Origin of the sequence: Nocardia sp. NPDC050435 (genome assembly GCF_040655395.1) — a bacterium.
Taxonomy (GTDB): Bacteria; Actinomycetota; Actinomycetes; order Mycobacteriales; family Mycobacteriaceae; genus Nocardia.
In genome coordinates this window covers 222807-246244 of record NZ_JBFAJW010000001.1, presented here as the reverse complement: position 1 = coordinate 246244, position 23438 = coordinate 222807, and the positions used below count along the sequence as shown (strand labels likewise).

Annotated in this window: 22 protein-coding genes; 12 read left to right on the top strand and 10 right to left on the bottom strand. The window is 69.4% G+C overall.

Annotation, left to right across the window (positions count from 1 at the left end; genetic code table 11):
• The first annotated feature begins 20 nt into the window (after positions 1 to 20).
• Positions 21 to 1886 carry an ATP-binding cassette domain-containing protein gene (locus AB0I43_RS01155; RefSeq protein WP_356972333.1) on the top strand — a complete coding sequence of 622 codons (1866 nt, stop codon included), beginning with the start codon at positions 21 to 23 and terminating at the stop codon, positions 1884 to 1886.
• A 35-nt stretch (positions 1887 to 1921) separates the two neighbouring features.
• On the opposite strand, the gene AB0I43_RS01150 is transcribed toward AB0I43_RS01155, so the two are convergent.
• On the bottom strand, positions 1922 to 2248 hold the full coding sequence (locus AB0I43_RS01150) for a helix-turn-helix domain-containing protein (protein WP_356973116.1): 327 nt from the start codon (positions 2246 to 2248) through the stop codon (positions 1922 to 1924).
• Between the two features lie 170 nt (positions 2249 to 2418).
• On the opposite strand from AB0I43_RS01150, the gene AB0I43_RS01145 reads away from it, so the two are divergent.
• Positions 2419 to 3150 (top strand): SDR family NAD(P)-dependent oxidoreductase, encoded by a 732-nt coding sequence (locus AB0I43_RS01145; RefSeq protein ID WP_356972332.1) that lies wholly within the window; start codon positions 2419 to 2421, stop codon positions 3148 to 3150.
• On the opposite strand, the gene AB0I43_RS01140 is transcribed toward AB0I43_RS01145, so the two are convergent.
• Complete coding sequence (locus AB0I43_RS01140; RefSeq protein ID WP_356972331.1) at positions 3147 to 4019, bottom strand: alpha/beta hydrolase; 873 nt, start codon at positions 4017 to 4019, stop codon at positions 3147 to 3149. The genes AB0I43_RS01145 and AB0I43_RS01140 overlap by 4 nt on opposite strands.
• A gap of 95 nt (positions 4020 to 4114) precedes the next feature.
• Here AB0I43_RS01140 and AB0I43_RS01135 point away from each other — a divergent pair, with 95 nt between their 5' ends.
• The 3 genes from AB0I43_RS01135 to AB0I43_RS01125 are packed head-to-tail and all read left to right on the top strand — an operon-like array spanning position 4115 to position 6569.
• Positions 4115 to 4900 carry a helix-turn-helix transcriptional regulator gene (locus AB0I43_RS01135; RefSeq protein WP_356972329.1) on the top strand — a complete coding sequence of 262 codons (786 nt, stop codon included), beginning with the start codon at positions 4115 to 4117 and terminating at the stop codon, positions 4898 to 4900.
• Positions 4901 to 4927: 27 nt separating this feature from the next.
• Positions 4928 to 5803, top strand: a complete 876-nt coding sequence (locus tag AB0I43_RS01130) for a lysophospholipid acyltransferase family protein (protein ID WP_356972328.1) — start codon at positions 4928 to 4930, stop codon at positions 5801 to 5803.
• Positions 5804 to 5831: 28 nt separating this feature from the next.
• Positions 5832 to 6569, top strand: a complete 738-nt coding sequence (locus AB0I43_RS01125) for a glutamine amidotransferase (protein WP_356972327.1) — start codon at positions 5832 to 5834, stop codon at positions 6567 to 6569.
• Here AB0I43_RS01125 and AB0I43_RS01120 read toward each other — a convergent pair.
• Entirely contained in the window at positions 6566 to 7768 is a 1203-nt protein-coding gene (locus AB0I43_RS01120; RefSeq protein ID WP_356972326.1) for an AI-2E family transporter, read from the bottom strand. The genes AB0I43_RS01125 and AB0I43_RS01120 overlap by 4 nt on opposite strands.
• 193 nt (positions 7769 to 7961) lie before the next feature.
• Here AB0I43_RS01120 and AB0I43_RS01115 point away from each other — a divergent pair, with 193 nt between their 5' ends.
• Positions 7962 to 9068 carry a glutamate--cysteine ligase gene (locus AB0I43_RS01115; protein ID WP_356972324.1) on the top strand — a complete coding sequence of 369 codons (1107 nt, stop codon included), beginning with the start codon at positions 7962 to 7964 and terminating at the stop codon, positions 9066 to 9068.
• A gap of 24 nt (positions 9069 to 9092) precedes the next feature.
• On the opposite strand, the gene AB0I43_RS01110 is transcribed toward AB0I43_RS01115, so the two are convergent.
• On the bottom strand, positions 9093 to 10286 hold the full coding sequence (locus AB0I43_RS01110; protein WP_356972323.1) for a hypothetical protein: 1194 nt from the start codon (positions 10284 to 10286) through the stop codon (positions 9093 to 9095).
• A 44-nt stretch (positions 10287 to 10330) separates the two neighbouring features.
• Here AB0I43_RS01110 and AB0I43_RS01105 point away from each other — a divergent pair, with 44 nt between their 5' ends.
• Positions 10331 to 10726, top strand: coding sequence for an ankyrin repeat domain-containing protein (locus AB0I43_RS01105; RefSeq protein ID WP_356972321.1), 396 nt, complete (start codon positions 10331 to 10333; stop codon positions 10724 to 10726).
• Positions 10727 to 10728: 2 nt separating this feature from the next.
• Here AB0I43_RS01105 and AB0I43_RS01100 read toward each other — a convergent pair whose 3' ends face one another.
• Positions 10729 to 12099, bottom strand: a complete 1371-nt coding sequence (locus AB0I43_RS01100) for an FAD-dependent oxidoreductase (protein ID WP_356972319.1) — start codon at positions 12097 to 12099, stop codon at positions 10729 to 10731.
• Positions 12100 to 12325: 226 nt separating this feature from the next.
• Between AB0I43_RS01100 and AB0I43_RS01095 the strand changes: the two genes are divergently transcribed.
• Positions 12326 to 13861: an amino acid permease gene (locus AB0I43_RS01095; RefSeq protein ID WP_356972317.1), complete on the top strand. Its 1536-nt coding sequence runs from the start codon at positions 12326 to 12328 to the stop codon at positions 13859 to 13861.
• 39 nt (positions 13862 to 13900) lie between these two features.
• Positions 13901 to 14260: a hypothetical protein gene (locus tag AB0I43_RS01090; protein WP_356972316.1), complete on the top strand. Its 360-nt coding sequence runs from the start codon at positions 13901 to 13903 to the stop codon at positions 14258 to 14260.
• A gap of 6 nt (positions 14261 to 14266) precedes the next feature.
• Here AB0I43_RS01090 and AB0I43_RS01085 read toward each other — a convergent pair whose 3' ends face one another.
• Genes AB0I43_RS01085 through AB0I43_RS01075 form a run of 3 tightly spaced genes read right to left on the bottom strand, consistent with a single transcriptional unit; the run spans position 14267 to position 16313 of the window.
• Complete coding sequence (locus AB0I43_RS01085; RefSeq protein ID WP_356972314.1) at positions 14267 to 14746, bottom strand: carboxymuconolactone decarboxylase family protein; 480 nt, start codon at positions 14744 to 14746, stop codon at positions 14267 to 14269.
• Positions 14743 to 15822: a dihydrodipicolinate reductase gene (locus tag AB0I43_RS01080; RefSeq protein WP_356972313.1), complete on the bottom strand. Its 1080-nt coding sequence runs from the start codon at positions 15820 to 15822 to the stop codon at positions 14743 to 14745. Before AB0I43_RS01080 ends, AB0I43_RS01085 begins: the two co-directional genes overlap by 4 nt.
• Positions 15823 to 15881: 59 nt before the next feature.
• Complete coding sequence (locus AB0I43_RS01075) at positions 15882 to 16313, bottom strand: MarR family transcriptional regulator (RefSeq protein ID WP_356972312.1); 432 nt, start codon at positions 16311 to 16313, stop codon at positions 15882 to 15884.
• A 56-nt stretch (positions 16314 to 16369) separates the two neighbouring features.
• Between AB0I43_RS01075 and AB0I43_RS01070 the strand changes: the two genes are divergently transcribed.
• Together AB0I43_RS01070 and AB0I43_RS01065 are read left to right on the top strand one after the other, a co-directional pair.
• Positions 16370 to 17395, top strand: coding sequence for a hypothetical protein (locus tag AB0I43_RS01070; protein ID WP_356972311.1), 1026 nt, complete (start codon positions 16370 to 16372; stop codon positions 17393 to 17395).
• A 340-nt stretch (positions 17396 to 17735) separates the two neighbouring features.
• Positions 17736 to 20813 (top strand): hypothetical protein, encoded by a 3078-nt coding sequence (locus AB0I43_RS01065; protein WP_356972309.1) that lies wholly within the window; start codon positions 17736 to 17738, stop codon positions 20811 to 20813.
• A 73-nt stretch (positions 20814 to 20886) separates the two neighbouring features.
• On the opposite strand, the gene AB0I43_RS01060 is transcribed toward AB0I43_RS01065, so the two are convergent.
• Together AB0I43_RS01060 and AB0I43_RS01055 are read right to left on the bottom strand one after the other, a co-directional pair.
• Positions 20887 to 21447 carry an NADAR family protein gene (locus tag AB0I43_RS01060; RefSeq protein ID WP_356972308.1) on the bottom strand — a complete coding sequence of 187 codons (561 nt, stop codon included), beginning with the start codon at positions 21445 to 21447 and terminating at the stop codon, positions 20887 to 20889.
• 41 nt (positions 21448 to 21488) lie between these two features.
• The gene (locus AB0I43_RS01055) at positions 21489 to 21986 is read right to left on the bottom strand and encodes a hypothetical protein (RefSeq protein ID WP_356972307.1); all 498 of its coding nucleotides are present in this window, start codon (positions 21984 to 21986) and stop codon (positions 21489 to 21491) included.
• A gap of 470 nt (positions 21987 to 22456) precedes the next feature.
• Between AB0I43_RS01055 and erm the strand changes: the two genes are divergently transcribed.
• Positions 22457 to 23257: a 23S ribosomal RNA methyltransferase Erm gene (erm, locus tag AB0I43_RS01050; RefSeq protein WP_356972306.1), complete on the top strand. Its 801-nt coding sequence runs from the start codon at positions 22457 to 22459 to the stop codon at positions 23255 to 23257.
• The last annotated feature ends 181 nt before the right edge of the window (positions 23258 to 23438 follow it).

Below are 23438 nucleotides of genomic sequence, written 5' to 3'. Positions count from 1 at the left end.
CCGAAAGAAGCGCAGTAGCAATGCAATTGATCAGATTTCTGCTCTCGATCTCCCGGGTGCGGATCGCGGCCGTGGTGCTCGCGGGCCTCGTCTGCGGCGCGGCCAACACCTACCTGCTCACCCTGATCCGCGGGGTGGTGTCGCCGGAGCCGCATCCGGCGGTCACCGTGCAGAACTTCGCCCTGACCGGGCTGGTGATCCTGGTCAGCGGCGTGCTCTCGCAGATCCTGCTGCTGCGGCTGGCCCAGGACGCCATCTACCGGCTGCGCGCCGATCTCAGCTCCAGCATCGTCGCGGCCCCGCTCGAGCATCTGGAACGGCTCGGCATGCACCGGCTGATGGCCACCCTCACCGAGGACGTGCGGTCACTGTCGCAGGCGGTCACCGCGATCCCGAGCATCTGCATCGACGTGGCCACCATCGTCGGCTGCTTCGTGTTCCTGGCCGTGGTGTCCGGGCCGATCTTCGCGATCACCATCGCGGGCACCCTGCTCGGCATCGCGTGCGTGGAGACGTTCCTCAAGCGGGTGCGGCGCATCTATCACGCGGCCCGCGAGAACGAGGACGCGCTGCTGCGCTCCTTCCAGGCCGTGACGCTGGGCATCAAGGAACTCAAGCTGCATCGCGGCCGCCGCCGCGACTTCATGGACCGGCAGTTGCTGGGCACCTCCGGGCGGCTGCGCGACCAGAACGTGGACGCCGGCTCGAAATTCGCCCTCGCCCAGGGGGTCGGGCAGATCCTGCAACTCGGGACGATGGCGCTGATCCTGTTCGTCATCGCCTCCGCGCTGGACCTGCCGCACGATGTGATGGTCGCCTACGTGCTGGTGACGACGTTCCTGTCGATGCCGATGCAGAACTTCATGCACCGGCTGCCGGACCTGCTGCGCGGCGACGTGGCGCTGGCCAAGATCCGCACCATGAACCTGTCGATGGAGACGCTGCACGACGAGGAGCAGCTGCCCTTCGACGACCGGCCCGCCGTGACGTCGGCGCGCCTGGAGCTGAGCGGGGTGAGCTACAGCTACCGCACCGAGTTGCCGCCGCCGTTCCCGCCGCCGGGCGCACCGGAGCCCGGGGCCGCGGGGCCGCGCGCCGCGGATCCCGGCTCGGGCCGGCCGGGTGGGCCGCCGCCGAAGGGCCGCCCGGGCGGGCCGCATCCGTTCCCGCCACCCGGCCGGGGCGGCCCCGGCGGACCGGATGTGAACGGCCACAAGCGGATCCATCACGGCGGCGCGGACGGCATGCCGATGCCGATGGCTCCCCTGCCCGAACCCGGCGCCGACGAGGGCTTCCACCTGGGCCCGCTGGACCTGGTGTTCGAGCCCGGCCAGATCAGTTTCGTCGTCGGCGGCAACGGCAGCGGCAAGTCGACGCTCGCCAAAATCGTGACCGGACTCTACGTTCCGCGCACCGGCCGGTTGACGCTCAACGGCGAGCAGATCGATCACGAGAACATCGAGTGGTTCCGGCAGAACTCCTCGGCGGTGTTCACCGATTTCCACCTGTTCGAGGACTACCTCGGTTTCGACCGGCCCGATCTGGACGGCGAGGTCCGGCGCTACCTGACCGAACTGCAGATCGCGCACAAGGTGACCGTGGAGAACGGGCGGCTGTCCACGCTGGATCTGTCCCAGGGCCAGCGCAAGCGCCTGGCGCTGCTCACCGCCCTGCTCGAGGACCGCGCCATCTACGTCTTCGACGAATGGGCCGCCGACCAGGATCCGAAGTTCCGCGACGTGTTCTATCGCGAGATCCTCACCGAGCTCAAACAGCGCGGGAAGACGGTCATCGTCATCACCCACGACGACCGCTACTTCGACTGCGCCGACCAGCTGGTGAAGCTGGACTTCGGTCGCGTCGCCGAGCGCAGCGCCGCCGAGTAGACCGGCCGGGCTCCCCGTTCCCGACGGGGAGCCCGCTACGCCGGAGTGCGCGTGCGGTGGCGGTCCATCTCCTCGTGGTTCTCCGCGGCCCAATCCACCAGTGCGCCCACGATGTCGAGCAGGCTCGCGCCCAGCGGGGTGAGGCTGTACTCGACGCGCGGCGGCACCTCCGGATAGGAGGTGCGACTGACCAATCCGTCCTGATGCAGTTGCCGCAGCGTCAACGTCAGCATGCGCTGGGAGATGCCGGCGACGCCGGTCTGCAGGTCGCTGTAGCGCAGCGGGCCGTTCTCCAGCACCGCGATCACCAGCAGGCTCCACTTGTCGCCGATCCGGCCCAGGACGCGGCGGATGGAATCCATTCGATCGGCGGGGATGCCGGCGCACGGCCCGATACGGGACGTGCGGTCCGGTCGGTTGTACTCCATTACCCACCTTTGCCTTCGACACGAACACGAATGTGCCTTTTGTACGGACTGTTTCGTTGTTCCATCCTCATCCCACACACCCGAAACAGGAAGTGGGGAATCTCGTGTCGAAGGTCATCGCGGTATTCGGAGCCGGTACCGGACTCGGAAAGTCGGTCGCACACCGGTTCGGCCGGGAGGGTTTCCGGGTCGCTCTGGTGGCGCGCCGACGCGACCGCCTGGACGCGCTCGTGCGCGGCCTCGCCGAGGCGGGTGTCGACGCCGCCGGGTTCACCGCCGATCTCGGCGATCCGGCCGCGGTCCCCACGGTGATCGCCGCCGTGCGGGAGCGGTTCGGGCGCATCGACGTCGTCGAGTACGGGCCCATCGCCGGTGCGCAACAGTTCACTCCCGCAAGCGAACTCGACGCCGCCGCGTTGGCGCGCCTGGTGCCGCTGCTCCTGCTGACTCCGGTCGAGGTGGTTCGCGCGCTGCTACCGGAATGGATCGAACGCGGCGACGGCGCGTTCCTGTTGACCCACGGCTATTCCGCCGTCGAGCCGCTGCCCGCGCTGAGCGGCGTCGGCCCGATCATGGCCGCCGCCCGCAACTACGTCTACTCGCTGCACGGCGAGCTCGCCGACGCCGGGATCTATGTCGGCACGCTCGCCGTCGCCGCCTACATCACCGGCAGCGAGATCGCCGAAAACGCCTCCGCCACACCGGGGTCAGGGCTGCCGCTGGCCGATCCGGACGACCTCGCCGACCACTACTGGTCGATGTACGTCGCCCGCGACCGCCTCGAGGTGGTGCACCCGGCGATTCCGGGGCGGCATCCGGCGGCCCGCCCGGCCTAGCCGAGCCGGGCGAGGATATCCGCGGCGACCCGGTCCGGGATCTCGAGGTGCGGGCAATGGCCTGCGTCGGAGTACTCGACGAGGTCGAGGCCGGGTCGGCGGCGGCGCAGTTCCGCCGCGATCGCGGAGCCCGCCACCGGGTCGCGCATTCCCCACAGAAATGACAGGGGCACTTCGGTTTTCGCGACGGCGGCCTCCAGCCGCTCCCGGTGCGCGGCGCGCTCGGGAATGTAGCGGAGCAGCCGGCGGTGCAGGTCGCGCTCCGGCGCGTTCTCGCGCAGCGCGCGGTAGTGCGACGCCGCCGCCCGGGGCTCCAGCGGATGCTCGGGCGAGAAGACCGCGCCCCAGCTCTTGGCGAACACCCGCTCGGTGAGCACGGCCCCGGCGACCCGTCCGAGCACCGGCCATCGGCTGACCCGCTGGATGAGCCGGGGGCGATACAGGTGCGCGTACAGCCCGGCATTCATGAAGACGCAATGGGTGACAGCGCACGCCCGATCCGCTCGAGCGAGCAGTTCACTGGCCACGATCGCGCCGTAATCGTAGGCGAGGACCGCCGTCTCGGAGATCGCGAGCCGGTCCAGCAGCGCTTCGACCAGGTCCGCCTGCTCGAACACGCTGTAGCGATGTGCCCGCGGCTTCTCCGTCCCGCCGTAGCCGAGAAAGTCGAACGCCACCACGGTGTGCCGGCGGGCGAGCGCGGGCTCGATTCCCGCCCATTCGAAGCTGGATGCCGGAAATCCGTGCAACAGCACCAGCGGGGTACCGCTGCCGGACTTCCGCACGAACACCCGGCGGCGCACCCCGCGAACACGCACCTCGACCGTCTCGCCGGCCTCGCGCCACCGCGCCAATTCCTCCGTGGCCATCTCGTCCTCTCCGCGACCGATTCCCTACCGCCCGCGCTCGGTATTCTCACGACCATGACCCCCGCGGCGCTTCCGGAAACGTGCGGTGCCCGCCCATGACGCCCCGCATCCAGATCCACGGCGGCCACTGCGCCTACCTCGGTCCGCCACCTCGGGGCGCGCTGCACTCCACCTCGACCGCCCAACTCGTCGTCGGCGTCGACGCACCGATCGTCCTGGAGGTCCCGGGCCTCCCCCACATCACCACGTACAGCACGGTGGTGCCCGCACGCAGCCCGCACCGCATCCACGCGCTGGGCGAACGGGTCCTGCTCTGCTATTCCGATCCCGCCGCGGACACCTCGGCCCGGCACCTGGACCGGATGCGCTACCGGTCCGGCCCGTTCGGGCTCGGGCACCCGCGCGAGAAGCAGCTCATCGCGGCCGGCACGACCGGCCCGCTCGAGCTCGAGCACGTGCTGGATCTGGCGTGCCTGGCGCCGGCCGGCACGCTCGACCACAGGATCGCGCGGGCGGCCGGCACGATTCGCGCGGACCCGGCCGCGCCCCATCGCGCCGCGGCCGCCGCCGCGGCCCTGGGCATGTCGACCTCCTACTTCCTGCGGCTGTTCGCCGAGCACACCGCGACCAGCTACCGCCGCTACATCCAGTGGGCCCGAATCCTGCACGCGGGCACGGGCATCGCCCACGGCCACGACTTCACGAGCGCGGCCACCGCGGCGGGCTTCGCGTCACCGTCGCATTTCAGCGATGTCTTCCGCGCGATGTTCGGTCTCACCCCCAGTGCGGTGTTCACCGCACTCGCGGCCGAGGTCTCCAGCGACTTCCCGGTACCGGCCCGAGGTTTGGCCGGGCCCGGCGGAGGCATTACCGCGGAGTAGTGGGCGATATCGATCAGGAGGTCCCCCGTGCCGTCAGGGATCCGCAGAGTACTGCCGTTCGACCGGGCCGCCGGGTGGGTGTCGGAGCAGGTGCGAGCGCGGGTGCCGCGGGCGGATATGGCCGAGCGGGATCCGGAATTCATCGAGCGGGCACTGGAATTGAGCTGGCGGCTGGTGCGGGTGTACTTCCGAGCCGAGATCAAAGGCATCGAGCGGGTGCCGGAGCGCGGGCCGATGCTGTTGGTGGGCAATCATTCCGGCGGCAACGTCTCCCCCGAGGTGGTGGTGACGACGCTGGCGTTCACCCGGCATTTCGGGCCGCAGCGGCCGTTCTATCAGCTGGCGCACGATCTGGTGATGGCGTTCCCGGTGCTGGGCGGCTATCTGCGCAAATTCGGGACGGTGGCCGCCGATCCGGACAGCGCCCGCGCCGCCCTGGACAGCGGGGCCGCGGTCCTGGTGTATCCCGGCGGGGACTGGGAGGTGCACCGCCCCGCGTGGGAGCAGGATCGGATCGATTTCGCGCAGCGCACCGGCTTCCTGCGCCTGGCCTGGGACGCCCGGGTGCCGATCGTGCCCGTGATCAACTACGGCGCGCACGAGAATCAGCTGATCCTGACCCGCGGTGACCGGATCGCCCGGCTGCTGCGCCTGGACCGGATGCTGCGGCTGAAGGTGTTCCCGATCTCCCTCGCCCTGCCCTGGGGCCTCAACCTCGGCGACCTCGCGGGCCATATTCCCTTGCCCACCAAGGTGACCGTCGAGTTCCTCGACCCCATCGACCTGCGCGCCGTCCTCGGCGCGGAACTCGATCCGCAGCGCGGCTACGACCACGTGACCGGCGTGATGCAGCGTGCGCTGAAACGACTCGCCGCGGACCGCACCCTGCCGGTGCTGGGCTGAGCGACCGAGATCTTCCACAATCGGAGCCATGCCGAAACCGTGCCTGCTGCTCCAGCTGCGTCCCGAGCACTCCGCCTCCGACGACGAATACTTCGCCATGCTCCGCGCGGGCGGCCTGGCGCCCGAGCAGGTGGTGCGGGTCCGGATGGATCAGGGGTGGCCCGATCCCGATCTCGACGACTACGCCGCGGTCATCGTCGGCGGCGGGCCGAGCAATGTCAGCAGCCCGGAGCACAAGAAATACGACTACCAGCGGGAATTCGAGCCGAAACTGCGCGGCCTGGTCACCGAGATCGTCCGGCGGGACCTGCCCTACCTGGGCGCCTGCTACGGGCTGGGCATGCTCGCGGACGTGCTCGGCGGCAAGGTCGGCACCGAGAACTTCGCCGAATCACCCGGCGCGCAGACCATCGAGCTCAACGAGGCCGCCGCCACCGATCCGCTGCTGCGGGGTCTGCCCCGGAGCTTCCGCGCGTTCGTCGGCCACAAGGAGGCCTGTCAGGCCGTCCCGCCCGAGGCCGTGCTGCTGGCGGGTTCGGCGGGCTGCCCGGTGCAGATCATTCGCGTCGGCGCGAATGTCTACGCCACCCAGTTCCATCCCGAACTCGACGGCGACGGCCTGGCGGTGCGCATCGAAACCTACCGGCACGCCGGGTATTTCGACCCCGCCGAGGCCGAGGAGCTGATCGAGCTCGGGCACCGCGAGTCCATCACCGTCCCGATGGAGATCCTGCGCCGGTTCTGCGCGCGCTATCTGGGCCGCTAGTCCTTGGCGTCCCCGCGCACCACCTCGGTGCTGTGATCGGAGTCCGGCGCGGTGGCGTCGACCTCCTCGGGCGCGCCGGTCTCGGTGGCCACGCCGGTGGCGATATCGATCTGCTCGCCGATGTACCGGATGGTCACCGCCGCGACGGCGGCCACCGGCACGGCGAGGAACGCGCCGACGATGCCGTAGAGCGAGCCGCCGGCGGTGACCGCGAGCAGCACGATGACGGCGTGCAGCTTCATGCTGCGCGATTGCAGAACCGGTTGCAGCACATTGCCTTCCAGCTGCTGCACCGCGAGGATGATGCCGAGCACGATCAGCGCGGTGGTGACGCCGTTGGCGACCAGGGCGACCAGCACCGCCAGCGCGCCCGCCACGAACGCGCCCACGATGGGCACGAAGCCGCCGAGGAAGGTCAGCACCGCGAGCACCGCCGCCAGCGGCACCCCGAGAATCACCAGGCCCGCGCCGATGAACACCGCGTCGATCAGGCTGACCAGGGCCTGCGTGCGGATGAACCCGCCCAGGGTGACCCAGATGCGGGCCAGCACCTGCTCCAGGTGGGTGCCGCAGCGGCTGCCGGTGACCTGGTGCAGCCAGGGCAGGAACCGCGGCCCGTCCTTGACGAAGAAGAACGCCAGCACCAGCACCAGGAACAGGGTGACCAGCACCGAGGTCGCGGTGGTGACACCGCTGAACACGCCGGAGGCGATCTGCTCGGCGCTGGACTGGAGCCGGCCGGTCACCGCCTCGACGGCGGAGTCGAGCTGTTCGTCGCGCACCCGCAGCGGCGGGCCCTGCAGCCAGTTGCGCACCCGGTCGACGCCGTCGGTCGCCTTCTCCGCGAGGTCGGGCGACTGGTCGACGACCGTGGGCACGATCAGCGCGATGACCCCGGCCAGCACGGCGATGAAGCCGAGCAGCGACACCGACGCCGCGGCGGCCGGCGGCCAGCCCTTCTTCATCAGCCAGCCCGCGGGCGGCCACAGCACGGTGGCGACGACGATGGCCAGCAGGACCGGCAGCACCACCACCCACAGCTTGGCCAGCAGGAACATCAGTACCCACGCCCCGGCCGCGATCGCGACCACGCACACGGCCCACTTGGCCAGCCAGACGACGCCGCGCCCGATGACCTGGCCGCGATCGGGTGTACCGTCGGTTTTGCCGCTGTCGAATGCCTCGTTGAGCCCGCTCACGCCGCAAGTCTCGCATGCCGTGGTCGTTCGGGCAGGTATTGCCCGCGTGGGTGCTCCGTCACCCTCCGGTGCGCGCCGCTCGGCCCGTGCGCTGCTGCGACGCGCTGAATACCGTGTGCAGGAATCGGATTCGCACCGTCCGGGGCGCGGGAAACCCGCTCGCGGGCACCGGCGCGCGGCGTAATCTTGGTGGATGGACGCGGTCTCGTCGACTGTCGGAGTTGAGGAGGAGTTCCTGCTCGCCGACCCCGAGACGGGCGCGCCGGCCGCCAAGAACGAGGCGGTCGCGCAGACGGCCAAGGAAGCCGGCATCGCGCTGCAGCTGGAGCTCACCCGCTGTCAGGTGGAGACCAGCACCGACGTGCACACCAACACGCCCGACCTGCTCGACCAGCTGCGCGCGCTGCGGCGCGGGGTGGCCTCCTGCGCGAAGGTCAACGACACGCAGCTGCTGGCGGTGGCGATCCCGCCGACGGTGCCGGGCCGGGTCCCGGTCACCGACACCCCGCGGTATCAGCGGATCTCCGACGGGTTCGGGCTGCTCGCCCAGGAGCAGGGCCTGTGCGGCTCGCACGTGCACGTCGCCGTGCCGGATCGGGAGACAGCCGTGCAGGTGAGCAATTACCTCCGGCCGTGGCTGCCGCTGTTCCTGGCGCTCACCGCGAACTCGGCGATCTACGGCGGGGTGGAGACGGGGTACGCCAGCTGGCGCAGCATTCTGTGGCGGCGCTGGCCCAGCGCCGGTCCGCCGCCCTACTTCCGGTCCGTCCAGGATTACGACGCCATGGTGGCGATGATGCTGTCCAGCGGGATCATGCTCGACGAGCGGATGGTCTACTGGGACGTGCGCCCGTCGATCCAATGGCCGACCGTGGAGATCCGGGTCAGCGACGTCCCGGCCACCGTCGAGGAGACGGCACTGCTGGCCACGCTGGTCCGCGCCACCGTGCTGCGGGCGCGAATGTCGCTGGAACGCGGGGAGATCGCGCCGCCCGTCGCGGCCGACGTCCTGCGCGCCGCATACTGGAAGGCCGCGCGCACCGGCCTGGACGGCGACGCCGTCGCCCCCGTCGACGGCCGCATCCTGCCCACCCGCGAACTACTGGGCGAACTGCTCGACTATGTCTCCCCCGCCCTGGACGCCCTCGGCGACCACCCCTTCGTCACCGCCACCGTCGCCGCCGTCCTCGAACGCGGCAACGGGGCGATCCGCCAGCGCCGCGCCTTCCGCCGCCGCGGCAGCGTCGAGGACGTGGTCAGCGAACTGGCCGATGCCACGCTGGAGGGTTGCCGCGCTTAGGTTTTCGCGACGTGGAGGTGCGTGCTAGAGCCGTTGCCACGGCGAGCAGGCGGCCCCCGGGCGCGGGCTCTCGCAGATCATGAAACCGACCGCGTGATGGTCTCCCCGGCTAGCGACCTGCACGTGGTACAGACCACGTTCGTCGACTCTCAGCTCGGCCGCGGTAGTCAGGAACCGGACATCGGTCCGGTAGGCCTGGCTTTTTGCCGGGTCGCGGAGTTGATATCTGACGGCGTAGACGAGAGTCGCCGGAGCGACCGGTGCGGCGCCGGGCAGCGGCTCGACCTCGCTGATCCACTGTGACTCGCTGTCGACGCCGGCCTGGTAGCCGTTCCACTCCAGGACGCCGTACACCGGGAACTCGTCCTCCTGGGTCATCGCGTCCGATACACCCATCCCCATGAACACCGCGACCAGGCTCAGCGACAGCAGCGTCAACGTCGCGGAGGTGGTCGTGACCGCGGATCGCCGCCTCCTCAGCCTGGTACACAGCCGTCGCCGGGCGAACCGGCGGTCCCGGTGGCGCATCAGTACGGCCAGTTCGAGTCGGAGCCAGAACCACATCGCAACCCCGATTATCAGCGGGATCGCGACAAGCAGGACAAGCGTGGGCCGGTATGAGGACAAGAAACTCGTCGCCGGGACATAGACCATGACCGTCACGGCGGTGACCACCATGTACGTGGGCAGCACGTGGATCCAGCGCAGCAGCGCGCGCACGACCGGCAGTACCGCCCGCGCGGACAACCACAGCGCCACACCGATACTCGCGAGCAACATGGCGAGCCCCAGCCGGTCCGTCCGCAGGGCCTGGCTCAGTCCACCTTCGGCGAATGTCTCCCACCACCTACCCGCGGCCAGCTGCAACACCACGATGGCCACGCCAGCGACCAGCAACAACACTCCGGTCGCGGTCGACCGATCCCGCTGCGGCAATGCCAGGGTCAGCCGCCACCGTTCCCGCTGGTAGGCCCAGAAGCCATGCGTCCGGGCCTGATTCAGCCGATCGATGCGCTGCACCTCACGATGGACAGCGTTCTCGAGCACGGCGCGATCGACCGGGGTCAGCACGCTGCCGTGGTCTTCGGTGACCTTCAGCAGCGCCTGTAGCACCTCGAACGGCTGTTTGCGCGCGTTGCGGACGCTGTAGGCGCCGGCGATGAAGGCGGCCAGCACGGCCCCGGCGCTGCTCAGGAGAATCTGCCACCATGTCCCCACGCGGCGATCCTTGCAGACACCCTCGGCCATGATGAAATGGGCTGATGAGTGCTGATGACGACAAGGTGATCGAACTCGCGGGCAAGATCTTCGATCTGGCGCGCCAGGGCGATGCCGACGCCCTGGCCGCCTATCTGGACGCCGGGGTTCCGGCCAACCTCACCAACGATCGCGGCGACGGGCTGCTCATGCTCGCCGCCTACCACGGCCACCGCGACGCCGTCGCCGTGCTGCTGCTGCGCGGCGCGGACGCGAATCAGCTCAACGACAGCGGGCAGACCCCGCTCTCGGGCGCAGTCTTCAAGGGCGACAAGGACATCATGGGCCTGCTGATCAACGCGGGGGCCGACCTGGACGCGGGCACGCCTTCGGCCCGCGACACCGCCGAGATGTTCGGCCAGACCGCACTGCTGAACGCGCTGGCCGAACAGCGGCAGTAGGGCTATCCGTTCTTCGCCACTGCCGACACGGCCTTGCGCGCGGCGACCAGCACCGGATCCCACACCGGCGAGAACGGCGGCGCGTACCCGAGATCCAGCGCCGTCATCTGCTCGACGGTCATCCGCGCGGTCAGGGCGACGGCGGCGATGTCGACCCGCTTGCCCGCGCCCTCACGGCCGACGATCTGCGCACCGAGCAACCGCCCGGTGCGCCGCTCGGCCAGCATCTTCACCGTCATCGGCGCCGCTTCGGGGTAGTAGCCTGCGCGACTGGTCGACTCGATGGTGACGGTGACGAACTGCAACCCGGCCGCCGCGGCGTCCCGCTCCCGCAAACCGGTCCGCGCCACCTCGAGATCGCACACCTTGCTGACCGCGGTGCCGACCACGCCGGGGAATGTCGCGTAGCCGCCGCCGATATTGGTCCCGATGATCTGCCCGTGCTTGTTGGCGTGCGTGCCGAGCGCGATGTGCACGCGCCGCCCCGACACCAGGTCGAGCACCTCGACGCAATCGCCGCCCGCCCAGATCGCGTCCTGCCCCTGCACCCGCATCGACAGATCGGTGAGCAGGCCACCGTGTTCGCCCAGCGGCAGGCCCGCCGCCGCGGCCAGCGTCGTCTCGGGCCGCACCCCGATGCCCAGGACCACCACGTCGGCCGGGTACTCGCCGTCGGCCGTGCGCACCGCGCACACCCGGCCCGACTCCCCGGTGCGGATCTCGGTGACCTCCGCGCCCGCGATGATCTCCACCCCGAGCCCGCCCATGGCCTCGTGCACCAGCGCGCCCATATCGGGATCGAGGGTGGACATCGGCTGCGCCCCGCGATTGATCATGGTGACCTGATAGCCGCGCTTGATCAGCGCCTCGGCCATCTCCACGCCGATGTAGCCCGCGCCGACCACCACCGCTCGCCGGCCCGCGGTGTGCTCGAGCGTCTCGATCAGCGCCTGGCCGTCCTCCAGCGTCTGCACCCCGTGCACACCCGGCGCGTCGATGCCCGGCAGGTCGGGCCGGATCGGCCGGGCGCCGGTGGCGAGCACGAGTTTGTCGTAGCCGCACCACGATTCGACGCCGTCGGCGTCGCGCACCCGGACCCGCTTGCCCGCGACGTCCACCTCGAGCACCTCGGTGCGCAACCGCAGATCGATGTCGCGCTCGCGATGCTCGTCCGGCGTGCGCGCGATCAGGTCGTCCCGGTCGGCCACGTCCCCGGCGACCCAGTACGGAATGCCGCAGGCCGAGTAGGAGGCGAACCGGCCGCGTTCGAAGACCACGATCTCCAGTTCGCCCGGTCCGCGCATCCGGCGGGCCTGCGACGCCGCCGACATGCCCGTGGCATCCGCTCCGACGATCACCAAACGCTCACTCATACCCGCCACGCTACGGCCTGCGGCCGGGCGGCTTCGCACACAGCATCCGGCGAGTTTCACCACTTACCCAGCGACGGACCGGTATCTATCGCACACTGATCATCTGCAAACGCTGTGTGAGGGCAGCGTTTTCGCTGTGGGAGCATCATATGAGCGAGCGAAGCGAGCGAATCATGTTACAGCGCGCCGTGCGCATGGCGGAGCCGAGCGCCAGCGAGGTGAAGTCATGAGCACAACCGATGACGAACGCCGGCTCGCCGAACTCGGCTACAAACAGGAACTGGCCCGCTCCTGGTCCGGATTCTCCAATTTCGCGATCAGTTTCACCATTGTCTCGATCCTGACCGGCGGCCTGGCCAGTTATGGCATCGGCTTGGCCAACGGTGGCCCGATCACCATGGCGTGGGGCTGGCCACTGGTCTCGATCATGGTGCTGTTCGTCGGCTTGGCCATGGCCGAATTGGCGTCGGCCTATCCGACCTCGGGCGGCCTGTATTGGTGGGCCTCGGAACTCGGCGGCCCGATCTGGGGCTGGTTCACCGGCTGGTTCAACCTGATCGGCCAGATCGCGGTGACGGCCTCCATCGATTACGGCGCCGCCATTTTCACCACCTCCGTGCTGAATGTGATCGGCCTCGAGATCGGCACCGACCGCACCGCGATCTTCGGGGTATTCGCCGTCATCCTGGTGCTGCACGCGATATTGAACGCGATCGGGCCGCACCTGTCCGCGGTGATCAACAATATCTCGGCCTGGTGGCATGTGGCCGGTGTCGCGGTCTTCGTGCTGGTGCTCGGTATCGGCGCCCAGGACCATCAGAGCATCGGATTCGTCTTCACCGAGACCGTCGACAACAGCGCGGTCGGATTCGGCGGCGTCGCCTTCTGTTTCCTGCTGGGCCTGCTGCACGCGCAATACACGTTCACCGGTTACGACGCCTCGGCGCACATGAGCGAGGAAACCCACGACGCCGCGCGCATGGCGGCCAAGGGCATCGTCAACACCATCATCGTCTCGGCGGTGGCCGGCTACCTGCTGATCATGGCGGTGACCTTCGCCATCCCGAACCTCGACGACGCCCTCGATCCGACCAAGAACAGCGGCTATCCGGTGATCTATATCCTGGAGAACTCGCTGAATTCCTTCTGGTCGGGCGCATTGCTGATCATCGCCGCGGTGGCGCAATTGTTCTGCGGCTACGCCTCGGTCACCTCGGCCTCGCGCATGCTGTTCGCGTTCGCCCGCGACGGCGCGGTGCCCGGCTCGGCGCTGTGGTCGAAACTGTCGGCGCGCAAGGTGCCGGTGAACGCGGTGCTGTTCATTTCCTTCTTCGCGTTCGTGCTGCTGATTCCCTCGATGCTGGTGCCCGCCGAGAACGCGCCCGTCGCCTACGCCGCCGCCACCTCGGTGGCCACCATCGGCCTCTATATCGCCTACGGCATTCCGATTCTGCTGCGCCAGCTGCACGGCAGCCGATTCCGGACCGGCCCATGGCAATTGGGCGGCTGGTATCGGCCGATCGGTGTCGTGGCGTTGATCTGGATCGCGTTGATCAGCGTGCTGTTCATCCTGCCCACCGACGATCGCGGATATCCGTGGAACGGCGAGTTCACCTGGACCGTGGTCAATTACGCCCCGCTCACCCTGGTGACCGTGGTCGGCGCGATCGGCATCTGGTGGTTCGTCTCGGCGCGCCGCTGGTTCACCGGGCCGAAACGCACCGTCGCCGAACCGCCCACCGAGACTTCCGTAGAGGCGTGAGCGGCAACGCTATTCGGTCGCGCCGGTTAGGTTGGGAGGGTGAGTTACGAGTTCGTCATCGTGCCCGCGGCGGTCGTGTCCACACCCGATCAGGTCATGGCCTATTTCCGGTCCCAGGCCGGGAAACCGGTGCGCGATGATCTGCAATTGACACTGATTCCCGGCATGGAGTCGTGGAATCGGACCATTCCCGCGTCCCGGTCACACGCGCGGGTGCGCCTGGAGGCGGCCGGTGACGCCGTGCGCGTCACCGCCGCCGACAGCATCGGTCGCCGCCGCACGCGCGGGTCGGCCGTGGATTACGCGGCGCCCGCGGTGCGACGGATGATCGAGAGCCTGATCGCCGGCTTCGGATACGCCGTCTACGACGCCCGGAGCCGGACTTTCAGTCGGCCGTGACCGGCCTCAGTGGCCCGGCAGCACGCACGCGGCATCGAGACCGAGTACGTGATTGAGGCGGCCGAAGGCCAGCCAGGAGCCGATGCTCATGGACAGCTCGACCACCTCGGCCTGGGAGTAGTGCGCGAACATGCGCTGCCAGAACTCGTCGTCGAGGTTGTGGTGGTCGACGGCGTAGCGTTCGGCGTACTCGGCGGCCAGCCGGGTCCGCTCGTCGAACAGGTCCGTGGTCTTCCAGTCGGTCACGGCGTCGGCGAAAGCCTCCTCGACCTTCTGCCCGTCGCGCTCGGTGCGCCAGTCCAGGCAGAAGATGCAGCCGTTGATCTGCGCGATGCGCAGGCGGGCCGCTTCGAATTCGCGCAGGCCGAGCGTGGAGTGCTCGTAGACCGAGAGCGAGAAGCCGGAGGCGGGGATGCCGATGCCGGGCACCATTTCGCCCCACACGTAGCCGATCGGGTCTTTGCCCTCGGGTACATCGATGATCACGGGTTCTTCCTTCCGAGTTTGCCGACCGCTGGAGTCAGCGGCACGTCGAGTGCGTCGTAGAGACCGGGCTCGGCCGCGGTCAGCCAGCCGATGGCGTTCACCAATCGGCCTGCGGCGGTGGCGTTTCCGCCCGCCGAACGGTTGCCGCCCTCATCCTCGGCCTCGATGCTGACCTCGATGCGCGGGCGGCCCTCGATGATCACGCGGTGCGCGCCGACGCCGTCGGGCGGCAGCGGCCAGTCGCGGGCGCAGTCGGGGTGGATGCGGGTGACGTGCTCGATCACGATGCGCGGTTCGCCCGCGACGATGCCCTGCACCTCGAACCGGATCGCCCCCTGCGTGCCGCCCTCGAACTCGCCCATGAGTTCGGTGCTGACGGTCGCGTCCAGGGCACGGCGGTCCACCGTCTCGCGGATCTCGTCGAGTTCGACGCCGAGACCGCGCGCCAGCATGCGCACCTGTCCGCCCCAGGCCATGGTCGGCACGCCCGGGGCGAGCATCGGCGGTTCGTAGTCCATGGGCTGGCCCATGCCGATGATCCAGCGCACCGAATCGGGCTGGTCGTAGGTGGTGTAGTCGAAGATCTCCTGGCACCGGACCACGTCGACGGTGCTCGCGAGGCCGCTGATCAGCAGTGGGAGCACATCATTGCCCCAGCCCGGATCGACGCCGGAGACGAACAGCGAACCGCCGCCGGCCTCGATCGCGTCGAGCACCGGCTGCCGGAATTCCGGCGGGGCATTGCGCGGGTCGTAGAGCGGGTAGAGCGCGGGCGTGACCACCACGGCGCCCGCGCGGATGGCCTTGGCGATGTCGGCGAGCGCCTCCTCGGGCCGGATCTCACCCGAGGCCGCGTAGACGACCGCGCCCGGGCGCGCGGCGAGCGCCGCGTCGATGTCGGCGGAGCAGGCCACGCCCAGGTCGTAGTCGAGTCCGGCCAGCGGGCCCGCGTCCCGGCCGACCTTGTCGGGATTGTGTACCAGTACACCAGCTAGTTCGAGCTCCGGGTGAGCGTCGACGGCGCGAATCGCCGCCCGGCCCACGTTGCCGGTGCCCCATACCACAGTGGGGATCATCGGCGAAGCGTAGCAAGTGCTTGGTTGGTTCGGAGTTGTTTTGGCGGGGTCGATTCAGGTCAGGGAATCGCGTTGTAGCGCACCAGATATTCGGCCAGGCGGGTCAGATCGGCGTCCGGCCAATCCCGGAAGCGTTCGGTGAAGGCGGCCCGGCGCGCGGCTTCGGCCTCCCCCGCGATCCGGCGCCCCTCGGCGGTCGGATGCAGGCGCAGGTTGCGGCGGTTGGCCGGATCCACCACGCGGGTCAGGTATCCGAGCTGCTCCAGCGCGGCGACCTGGCGGCTGACCGTCGACTTGTCGAGCAGGAAGTGCTCGGCGACCTCACTGGCCTGGCACCCGTCACGCTCGATGAGCAGGTCCAGGATGCTGGCCGCGACCAGCGAGAGGTCGGGGTGCAATTCGGCGGCGCGACCACGCGCGCGGCGCGCGAAGGCGGTCAGTTCGCGCTGGATGTCCTGGATCGCGGACCCGCGTGGCGACTCGTTCGACATAGTTGTAGTATACAACCGATCGCATAGTTGCATTTACCAACCATTGGAGTCTCGTCGTGAAGACCTCGGCAGCACAGCTGCGGCATGTGTCCGCGCACCTGCTCACCCCGCTGCTCATGTGCCTGGGCATGGCCCTGGCCTACCTGGGCGCGTTTCATCAGCCCGAACCCCATCACCTGCAGGTCGCCGTCGTCGGCACCGCGCCGCAGCAGATGGTGCTGGCCCAGACCCTGAAGGACGAGGCCGGCCCGGGGCTCGAGGTGCTGACCCTGCCCGACCGCGACGCGGCCCTCGAGCAGTTGCGGGCGCGCGACCTCGCCGGCGCCTACGTTCCCGACGCGCGGCACCCGGAACTGCTTGTCGCCAAGGGCAGTTCGGATACCACGGCCATGGCCGCCGAGGTCGTCTTCGAGCAGGTGGCCGGACAGCAGGGCGTGCCGCTGAAGGTCACCGACGTCGCGCCCACCGCGCCCGGCGACCCGACCGGGCAGGGCATCTTCTTCCTGCTCGTCGCTTTGAGCGTGGGCTCCTACGGCAGCGTGGCGGCCATCGGCGCGGCCGGCGCCGGGTTGAGCATGCGCGTGCGCGCGCTGATCGGGGTGGCGACCTCGCTCGCGGTCAGCGTCATCGGGCTCGCCGTGGCCGGGCCGGTATTCGGCGTGATCGATCACGACTACACCGCGATCTGGGCCCTGTCGTGGCTGTACTCGACGGGCATCGTGCTGGTCGGCATCGGACTGCACACATTCCTGAAGCGCTGGACGACGCTGGTGCTGATGATCCTGTTCGTGATGCTCAACTTCACCACCTCCGGCGGCATCTATCGGCCGGAGTTGCAGAACGGGTTCTTCGGTGCGCTGCACTCGTTCTGGAACGGGGCCGGATTCGTGGAGGGCGCGCGCAGCCTGCTCTATTTCGACGGCGGGGCCGGGCTGGGCGGGCGCCTGGTCAGCCTGGTGTTGTGGCTGGTCGCGGGCTTGGCGCTGCTACTGGTCGCGGCGCGGCACGAGCGCGGGCAGCAGGCTGTCGCGGAGCGAGAGAGTGTCGCCGAGGAGGAAATGGAAGAGGCGGTCGGCGTGTAAGCCCCCCGGGCCTGCGCGATCGGCGGGCACCGGGTATGGTTGAGGCATCTCGCACCGACTCCGGTGCTTCGCCATTCGGCTGATCTCCCCACTCTCACCAAAAACACTTTATGTGTAACCGACGGTTACAGATACTTTTTGCGGCGAGATCTCGTGCCGATCGGCTTCGGGCAGGTACAGTCGAATTCCTTTCCCGAGCAACAGAACACGTCTGATTTCCGCGCCTCCCCCGGGCGACTCGCCGAAACACATCGGCGAGTCGGCCTGCAGCGAGTACGGTGTAGCGCGCCGCACAGCGCAGACATGGCGATGATCATCGCGGAAAGGCGGAGCGCTACCGATGTACGAGCCGTATTCGCACCTGCCTGCCCAGAATTCGGCCGATCAACCACCGTTAGCCGCGCGCTACCAGTCCGCCGACCCGATCCGGTTGCACGGCAGCCTGGTCTATCCGATGTACTCCGAGCAGTTCGGCCCGGCCGCCACCACCCTCACCATGTACACCGTCTCCGCCGCGCCGCCGCCCGGATTGCGCGGCCACGGCATCGGGCTCTCGGTCACCGACGGATACATCGGCATCGACGGCAGACAGCTCGGCGGCGTCGACGTCTGGAGCGATGTGCTCTCCGGGGGCGTCACTTTCGAACTCACCCCGACCAGCCCGCAAGCTCTGTTCACGCTGACACCTGTGTGGGTCGACGAAACCGGCGCGCAGAAATCGTGGACCGGCAATTACGGCATCGTCGTCGAAACCGCCCCGGACGGGCGAATGACGCTGTGGTGCAGCGTCGGCGAGGGGCCCGCCAATTTCGCCAACCTCGTCATCGGCGTCGACACCGGGGCCGGAGCCGCACCCCGCACCTGGCTCGCCCCCGCCGCCGGCGCGGAACCCGCAGGTTCGGCGGGCGGCGGCCAGGTCGCCGAATCCTCCGCCCCGATCCCGGTGTCACAGGAGTTCTTCGAGACCGCCGGCGAACCGGTCGCCGCCCCACAGGCCCCCGCCATCGGTTCCCCGGAGTGGTTTGCCGCCGCCGGAACGCGACCAGAACACGGCCGCCTCACCGGGGCAGACGTCGACCCCTTCGCAACACCGGAGCCCGCTCCCTTCTCCGGCGACACCCGTGCGCCCAACTGGCCCGCACCCACCACCGGCCAAAGCGGCTTCGGCGCCGACTGGCAATCCCGTTTCGAGCCCGCACAATTCGACCCACCCCGCGAAACGGCCCCCGCCCCCGCGATCAGCACCTTCGGCCAGCCGGTCCGCGAACCAACCCAGAACCCGTTCGATCAATCCGCCCCCGCCGACACCCCGCCCCGCCGCCGAGCACCGGCCCGCCTGGAAGCCCCGCCCGCCGAGCCACATCCGCAAAACACTTTCGGCGATCCCGTCCACGCGGACGCCCCACCAGCGAACCCGTTCACCACCCCCGCACGCGACGAAACCCCCTTCGGCTTGCCCCTCCGCCAGAGCACCCGCACGCCGTCCACCGACTCACCCCTCCCACCCCGCAACGAGCAGCACCCCGCGGACGCCTTCCCGAACACTCCCGCGCCCACTGCAGACTCGTTCGCCCTCCCGACTCGCAAGACCGGCATGTCCAGGGAACCAGGCCGCCAGGCCCCCTCCACATCAGCGGATTCTTTCGGCCTGCCGACACGCAACACCACCGGCCCCGGCGAAACCCACCGCCAGAACGCGTCCACACCGGCGGACTCATTCGGTCTACCGACACGCAACACCACCAGCCCCGGCGAAACCCACCGCCAGAACACCTCCACACCGGCGGACTCATTCGGCCTAGCGACACGCAACACCACTTCCGGCGAAACCCTCCGCCCGGAAAGCTCGACGCCGCAGGATTCGTTCGGCCTGCCTACGCGCAGCACCGGCACCTTCGGCGAAGCAGGCCGCCCGGACACCTCACCGGACCCGTTCGCACTGCCAACGCGGAACGCGGACACCGGCGGTGGGCTCGCACCAACGCGGTCTCCGAGCACCTCCTCGCAGGAGGGACACCCCTCATTCGATCTGCCGGTTCGCCAGGTCGCACGCACTTTCTCGGCCGACTCCCTCACCGCGTCGCAACCCTCGGCCCCCGCCCGCACACCGATCCACCACGACGCAGCCGATCCGGCGGCGGACCCCTTCGCCCTGCCAACTCGCCGCACCGGCACCTCCGCCGAAACAAATTCCCGCCTGGATTCCTCCACGGCGCTGGACTCATTCGGCTTGCCGACTCGCCACACCACGAGCCCCGACGAACCCCTGCGCCAGGACACCCCCACATCGGCAGACTCCTTCGGCCTCCCGACGCGCAACGCCACCAGCTCCGACGAAACGTCCCGCCGAGATGCCTCGACGGCGCTGGACCCGTTCGGGTTGCCGACACGCAACACCACCAGCCGCGACCAAACCCTGAGCCAGGACACCTCCACATCGGCGGACTCCTTCGGCCTGCCGACACGCAACACCACCAGCTCTGACGAAACCCTCCGCCAGGACGCCTCCAACCCGCTGGACTCGTTCGGCTTGCCGACGCGCAAAACCGGCAGCTTCGCCGAATCAGTTCGCCACGACGCAGCTGATCCTTTCGCGCTGCCGACTCGCAACCCGAGCGCATCCGCCGAACGGAGTTCCTCGGAAACGCAAGCCTGGTCGGCTGACGCCTTCGGGCAGGCGGCGCACGGGCGGAGTTCGGCGGATACGTCGGCTTCGGTCGGGCACAACGGGTTCGGGGAGGCGGATAGTTCACTCGGTGAGCGGAGCGCCGCCGAGCCGCCGCCCGCTCCGAGGCGGGATTGGTTCGGTAACGAGATTCCGGATGACGCGCCGAGTGGGCGTGGTGGGCAGGAGTCGCCGGTGGCGGCGTTCACCTGGCAGGTGGACGCGGTGCAGTCGATGGTCGCGGCGCAGCCGAAGGTGGCCGGGCAGCAGGATTGGTTCGCGCCGAATACGGCGGCACAGCCTGTGGTGCAGGAGGATTGGCCGATTGCGCCGGGGCAGCCGCTCGCTATTCCGGCGTGGGCGCCGGGTGAGGTTCCCGGGCACACCGGTGACGCCGAGTGGCGGCCGGGAGCGGTGCGCGACCCGAATCCCGATCTCGGCTATCGCGGCGCGCTCTACGACCTGGGCGTCGCCATGTACGGTCGCGGCGAGGAGGACGAAGCCTGCGGACTGTGGGCGCAGGCGGCGGAGGCCGGGCACGCCGCAGCCGCTTACGACCTCGGCGTGGTCCGATTCCGGCGCGGCGATGTCGCCGATACCGAGCGCTGGTGGCGCGTCGCCGCGGACAACCGCGAACCCCGGGCGATGTCCGGACTCGCGGAACTCCTCGACCGCCAGGGCAATTACGCCGAAGCGGGCGTCTGGCGCGAAGCCGCCGAGCAGCAGCGCGCAACCGTCGACCAGTCCGCCTGAGCGGCCAGCGCACCTCGAAACACTTCGCGCACCCGCCGCTGAATCGACGGTCGAAGGCCGCGCTCGAAACGGATCAGCCGGCCTGCGCGCGCAAAATGTCGCGGGCCGCCATAAGGGCGAAGCCGAGGAGGTTCAGGCCGCGCCAGGTGGTGGGATCGGCGGCGCGGGGGTCGTCGGCGGTGAGGCCGATGCCCCAGATCCGATCGGTGGGGCTGGCTTCCACCAGGACGCGGTCGCCGGTGCGGAGCAGGTATTCGCGGAGGGGTTCGTGCTGGCCGAACTTGGCTACGTTGCCGGTGACGACGATGTCGAAACGGGCGGCGTTCCAAGTGGTTTCGTCGAAGTCGCGCACCACGCGGCCCAGGTCCTTGGCCTGCTTGGGGTGGGCGACCTCCAGGATCCGCGCGGCGGTCGCGGTGTCGCCGAACAGCATCGCCTTGCCCCACATCATGTAGTGCTCGGCGCTGCGGAAGACGTTGCCGTCGACGGTGAACTCGACCGGCCACCACTGGCTCAGCGCGCCGGGACCGATGCTCCCGTCGCGCTGCGGCCGGTGGCCCCAGAAGGTCAGATACTTGACCGATCCGCCCTGCTGGAGATAGGTGGCCAGGTCCTGGGCCGTGCGCATGCTCATCGCAGGGATGATGCCCGAGGCCACCGGCAACGCCAAACGAATTAGGCGACGGCGAACGTCAGCAACTGCGCGGGGCCGCCCGGGTCCCGCGACCACGAATAGCCGAACCACACGCCCGGCGTGATCTCGCGGATCTCGTCCAGGATCTGCGGCGTCGGCGACGGCCGGTAGTCCAGCACCCAGGACGGCCCGCCGTCGAGCAGGCCCGGTCCCCGGAACACATCCGCCGGCCAGCCCTCGACGCCGGCCGGAGTGATGCGGTTCTGCAGGTAGCCGCCGTCCGGGCCGGTGTAGAAGGTTTTGCCGATCCACACCGCCGGAGTCCACGCCTGCATGTCGATCGGCCGGATCACCCAGCCGTTCTTCACGCCCATCGGCACCGCGCCGGGCGACGCGTCCCGATAGATGGCGTCCTGTTGCGCGGGGTTGCAGCGGAAACGCAGGGAATCGATGGTCGCCGCTCGGTTGCCCTCGTACAGGACGCAGCCGCCGCCGTAGTCGGCGTCGGCGTGGGCCACCGGGACCGCGAGGGGCGCCACGACGAGCGCGGCACCCAGGCCCGCGGGTACTAACCACCGCGTCAGAGCGTGTAGACGGGACTTATGGCTGGTACGCATATGAGCCTCCAGGGTCTCCCCGACCTAGTGGCGATGCTAGTTCGCTGTCCGGTAGCCGGGTTGAACTGTCACCAAAACGCAACTACCCCTCTCGGTGCCGCCACGAAAATCGGTTTCGCCGGGCGGGCGGCGCTGGGTATGTTGTGGGGCATGGGTAGTCCAGGCGGGAACGGAGCGTGCGCTGTCGGCGCGTTCTACCTTCGACTGCGCACGGTGGCCTGGGCTCAGCCGGCGCACCGTGACTTCCCGATCGCGCGCTAGACCGCACGCCGTGGCGCGCTGTCCGCGCTGATCGGATTCTTCGCCGACGTCTCGTCGGTCTCACCGTGCCCTGGCATGGGTCCGGGCGAATCACTGGTTCCTGATTCGACCACTCCGTCCGGAGGACACCCATGTCCCGCAATCGTTCCCTTCCGCGTGCCCGCGATACCCACACCGGGCCGCGCAAACGGCTGTCGCAGAACTTCCTCGCCGACGCCGCGACCGCGCGCCTGCTGGTCCGCGAATCCCGGGTCGGTGCGGCCGATCTCGTCGTGGAGATCGGCGCCGGCGACGGCATGCTCACCCGTCAGCTGCTCGGCACGGCCGGGCGGATCCTGGCGTACGAGATCGACGGCCACTACGCCGGGCGGTTGCGCCGCCGCTACGCGGGAGACGATCGAATCCGCTGCTATCACAGCGATTTTCGCGCGGTCACGCCGCCCGGGGAACCCTTCGCGGTGGTCGCGAACATCCCGTTCGCCAGCAGTACCGACATCGTCCGCTGGTGCCTGGCCGCCCCGCACCTGCGCTCGGCCACGCTGCTCGTGCAGGAGGAGTTCGCGCGCAAGCACTCCGGCGGTTACGGCCGCTGGACCAAACTGGCCGTCACCCAGTATCCGATGGTCGCACTGGAACTCGGGCCGCGCGTCGACCGGCGGCGCTTCCACCCGATACCCCAGGTCGACGGCGCGATCCTGCACCTACGCACCCATCCCCGGCCGCTGCTCCCCCACGCGACCCTTCCCGCCTATCGACGCTTCGTCGCGCTGGGCTTCACCGGTGTCGGCGGTTCGCTCGCCGCCACCCTGAGCCGCGAGTTCCCTGCCCGCGCCGTCCGCAAAGCCTTTGCGGATACCGGGATTCCGCTCGACGCACCCGTGGGGCTGGTTGCGCCGCCGCAGTGGCTGGCCATCTTCCAGATGCTCATCTGATCCTCGGACACGCTGTGCAGCAACGGAATTCGAAGTTCGCAGCGCACGTCCGAGGCCGGGCGCGCGTGTAATCACCGCACGCCCGGCCTGCGATTCGCCTAGGGTTGCTGGCTGGACCAACTACAGGGGCGGTCGGTCCGGCTGCCCGGGGAGGACATCGTCTATGACGAATCCGAGTCAG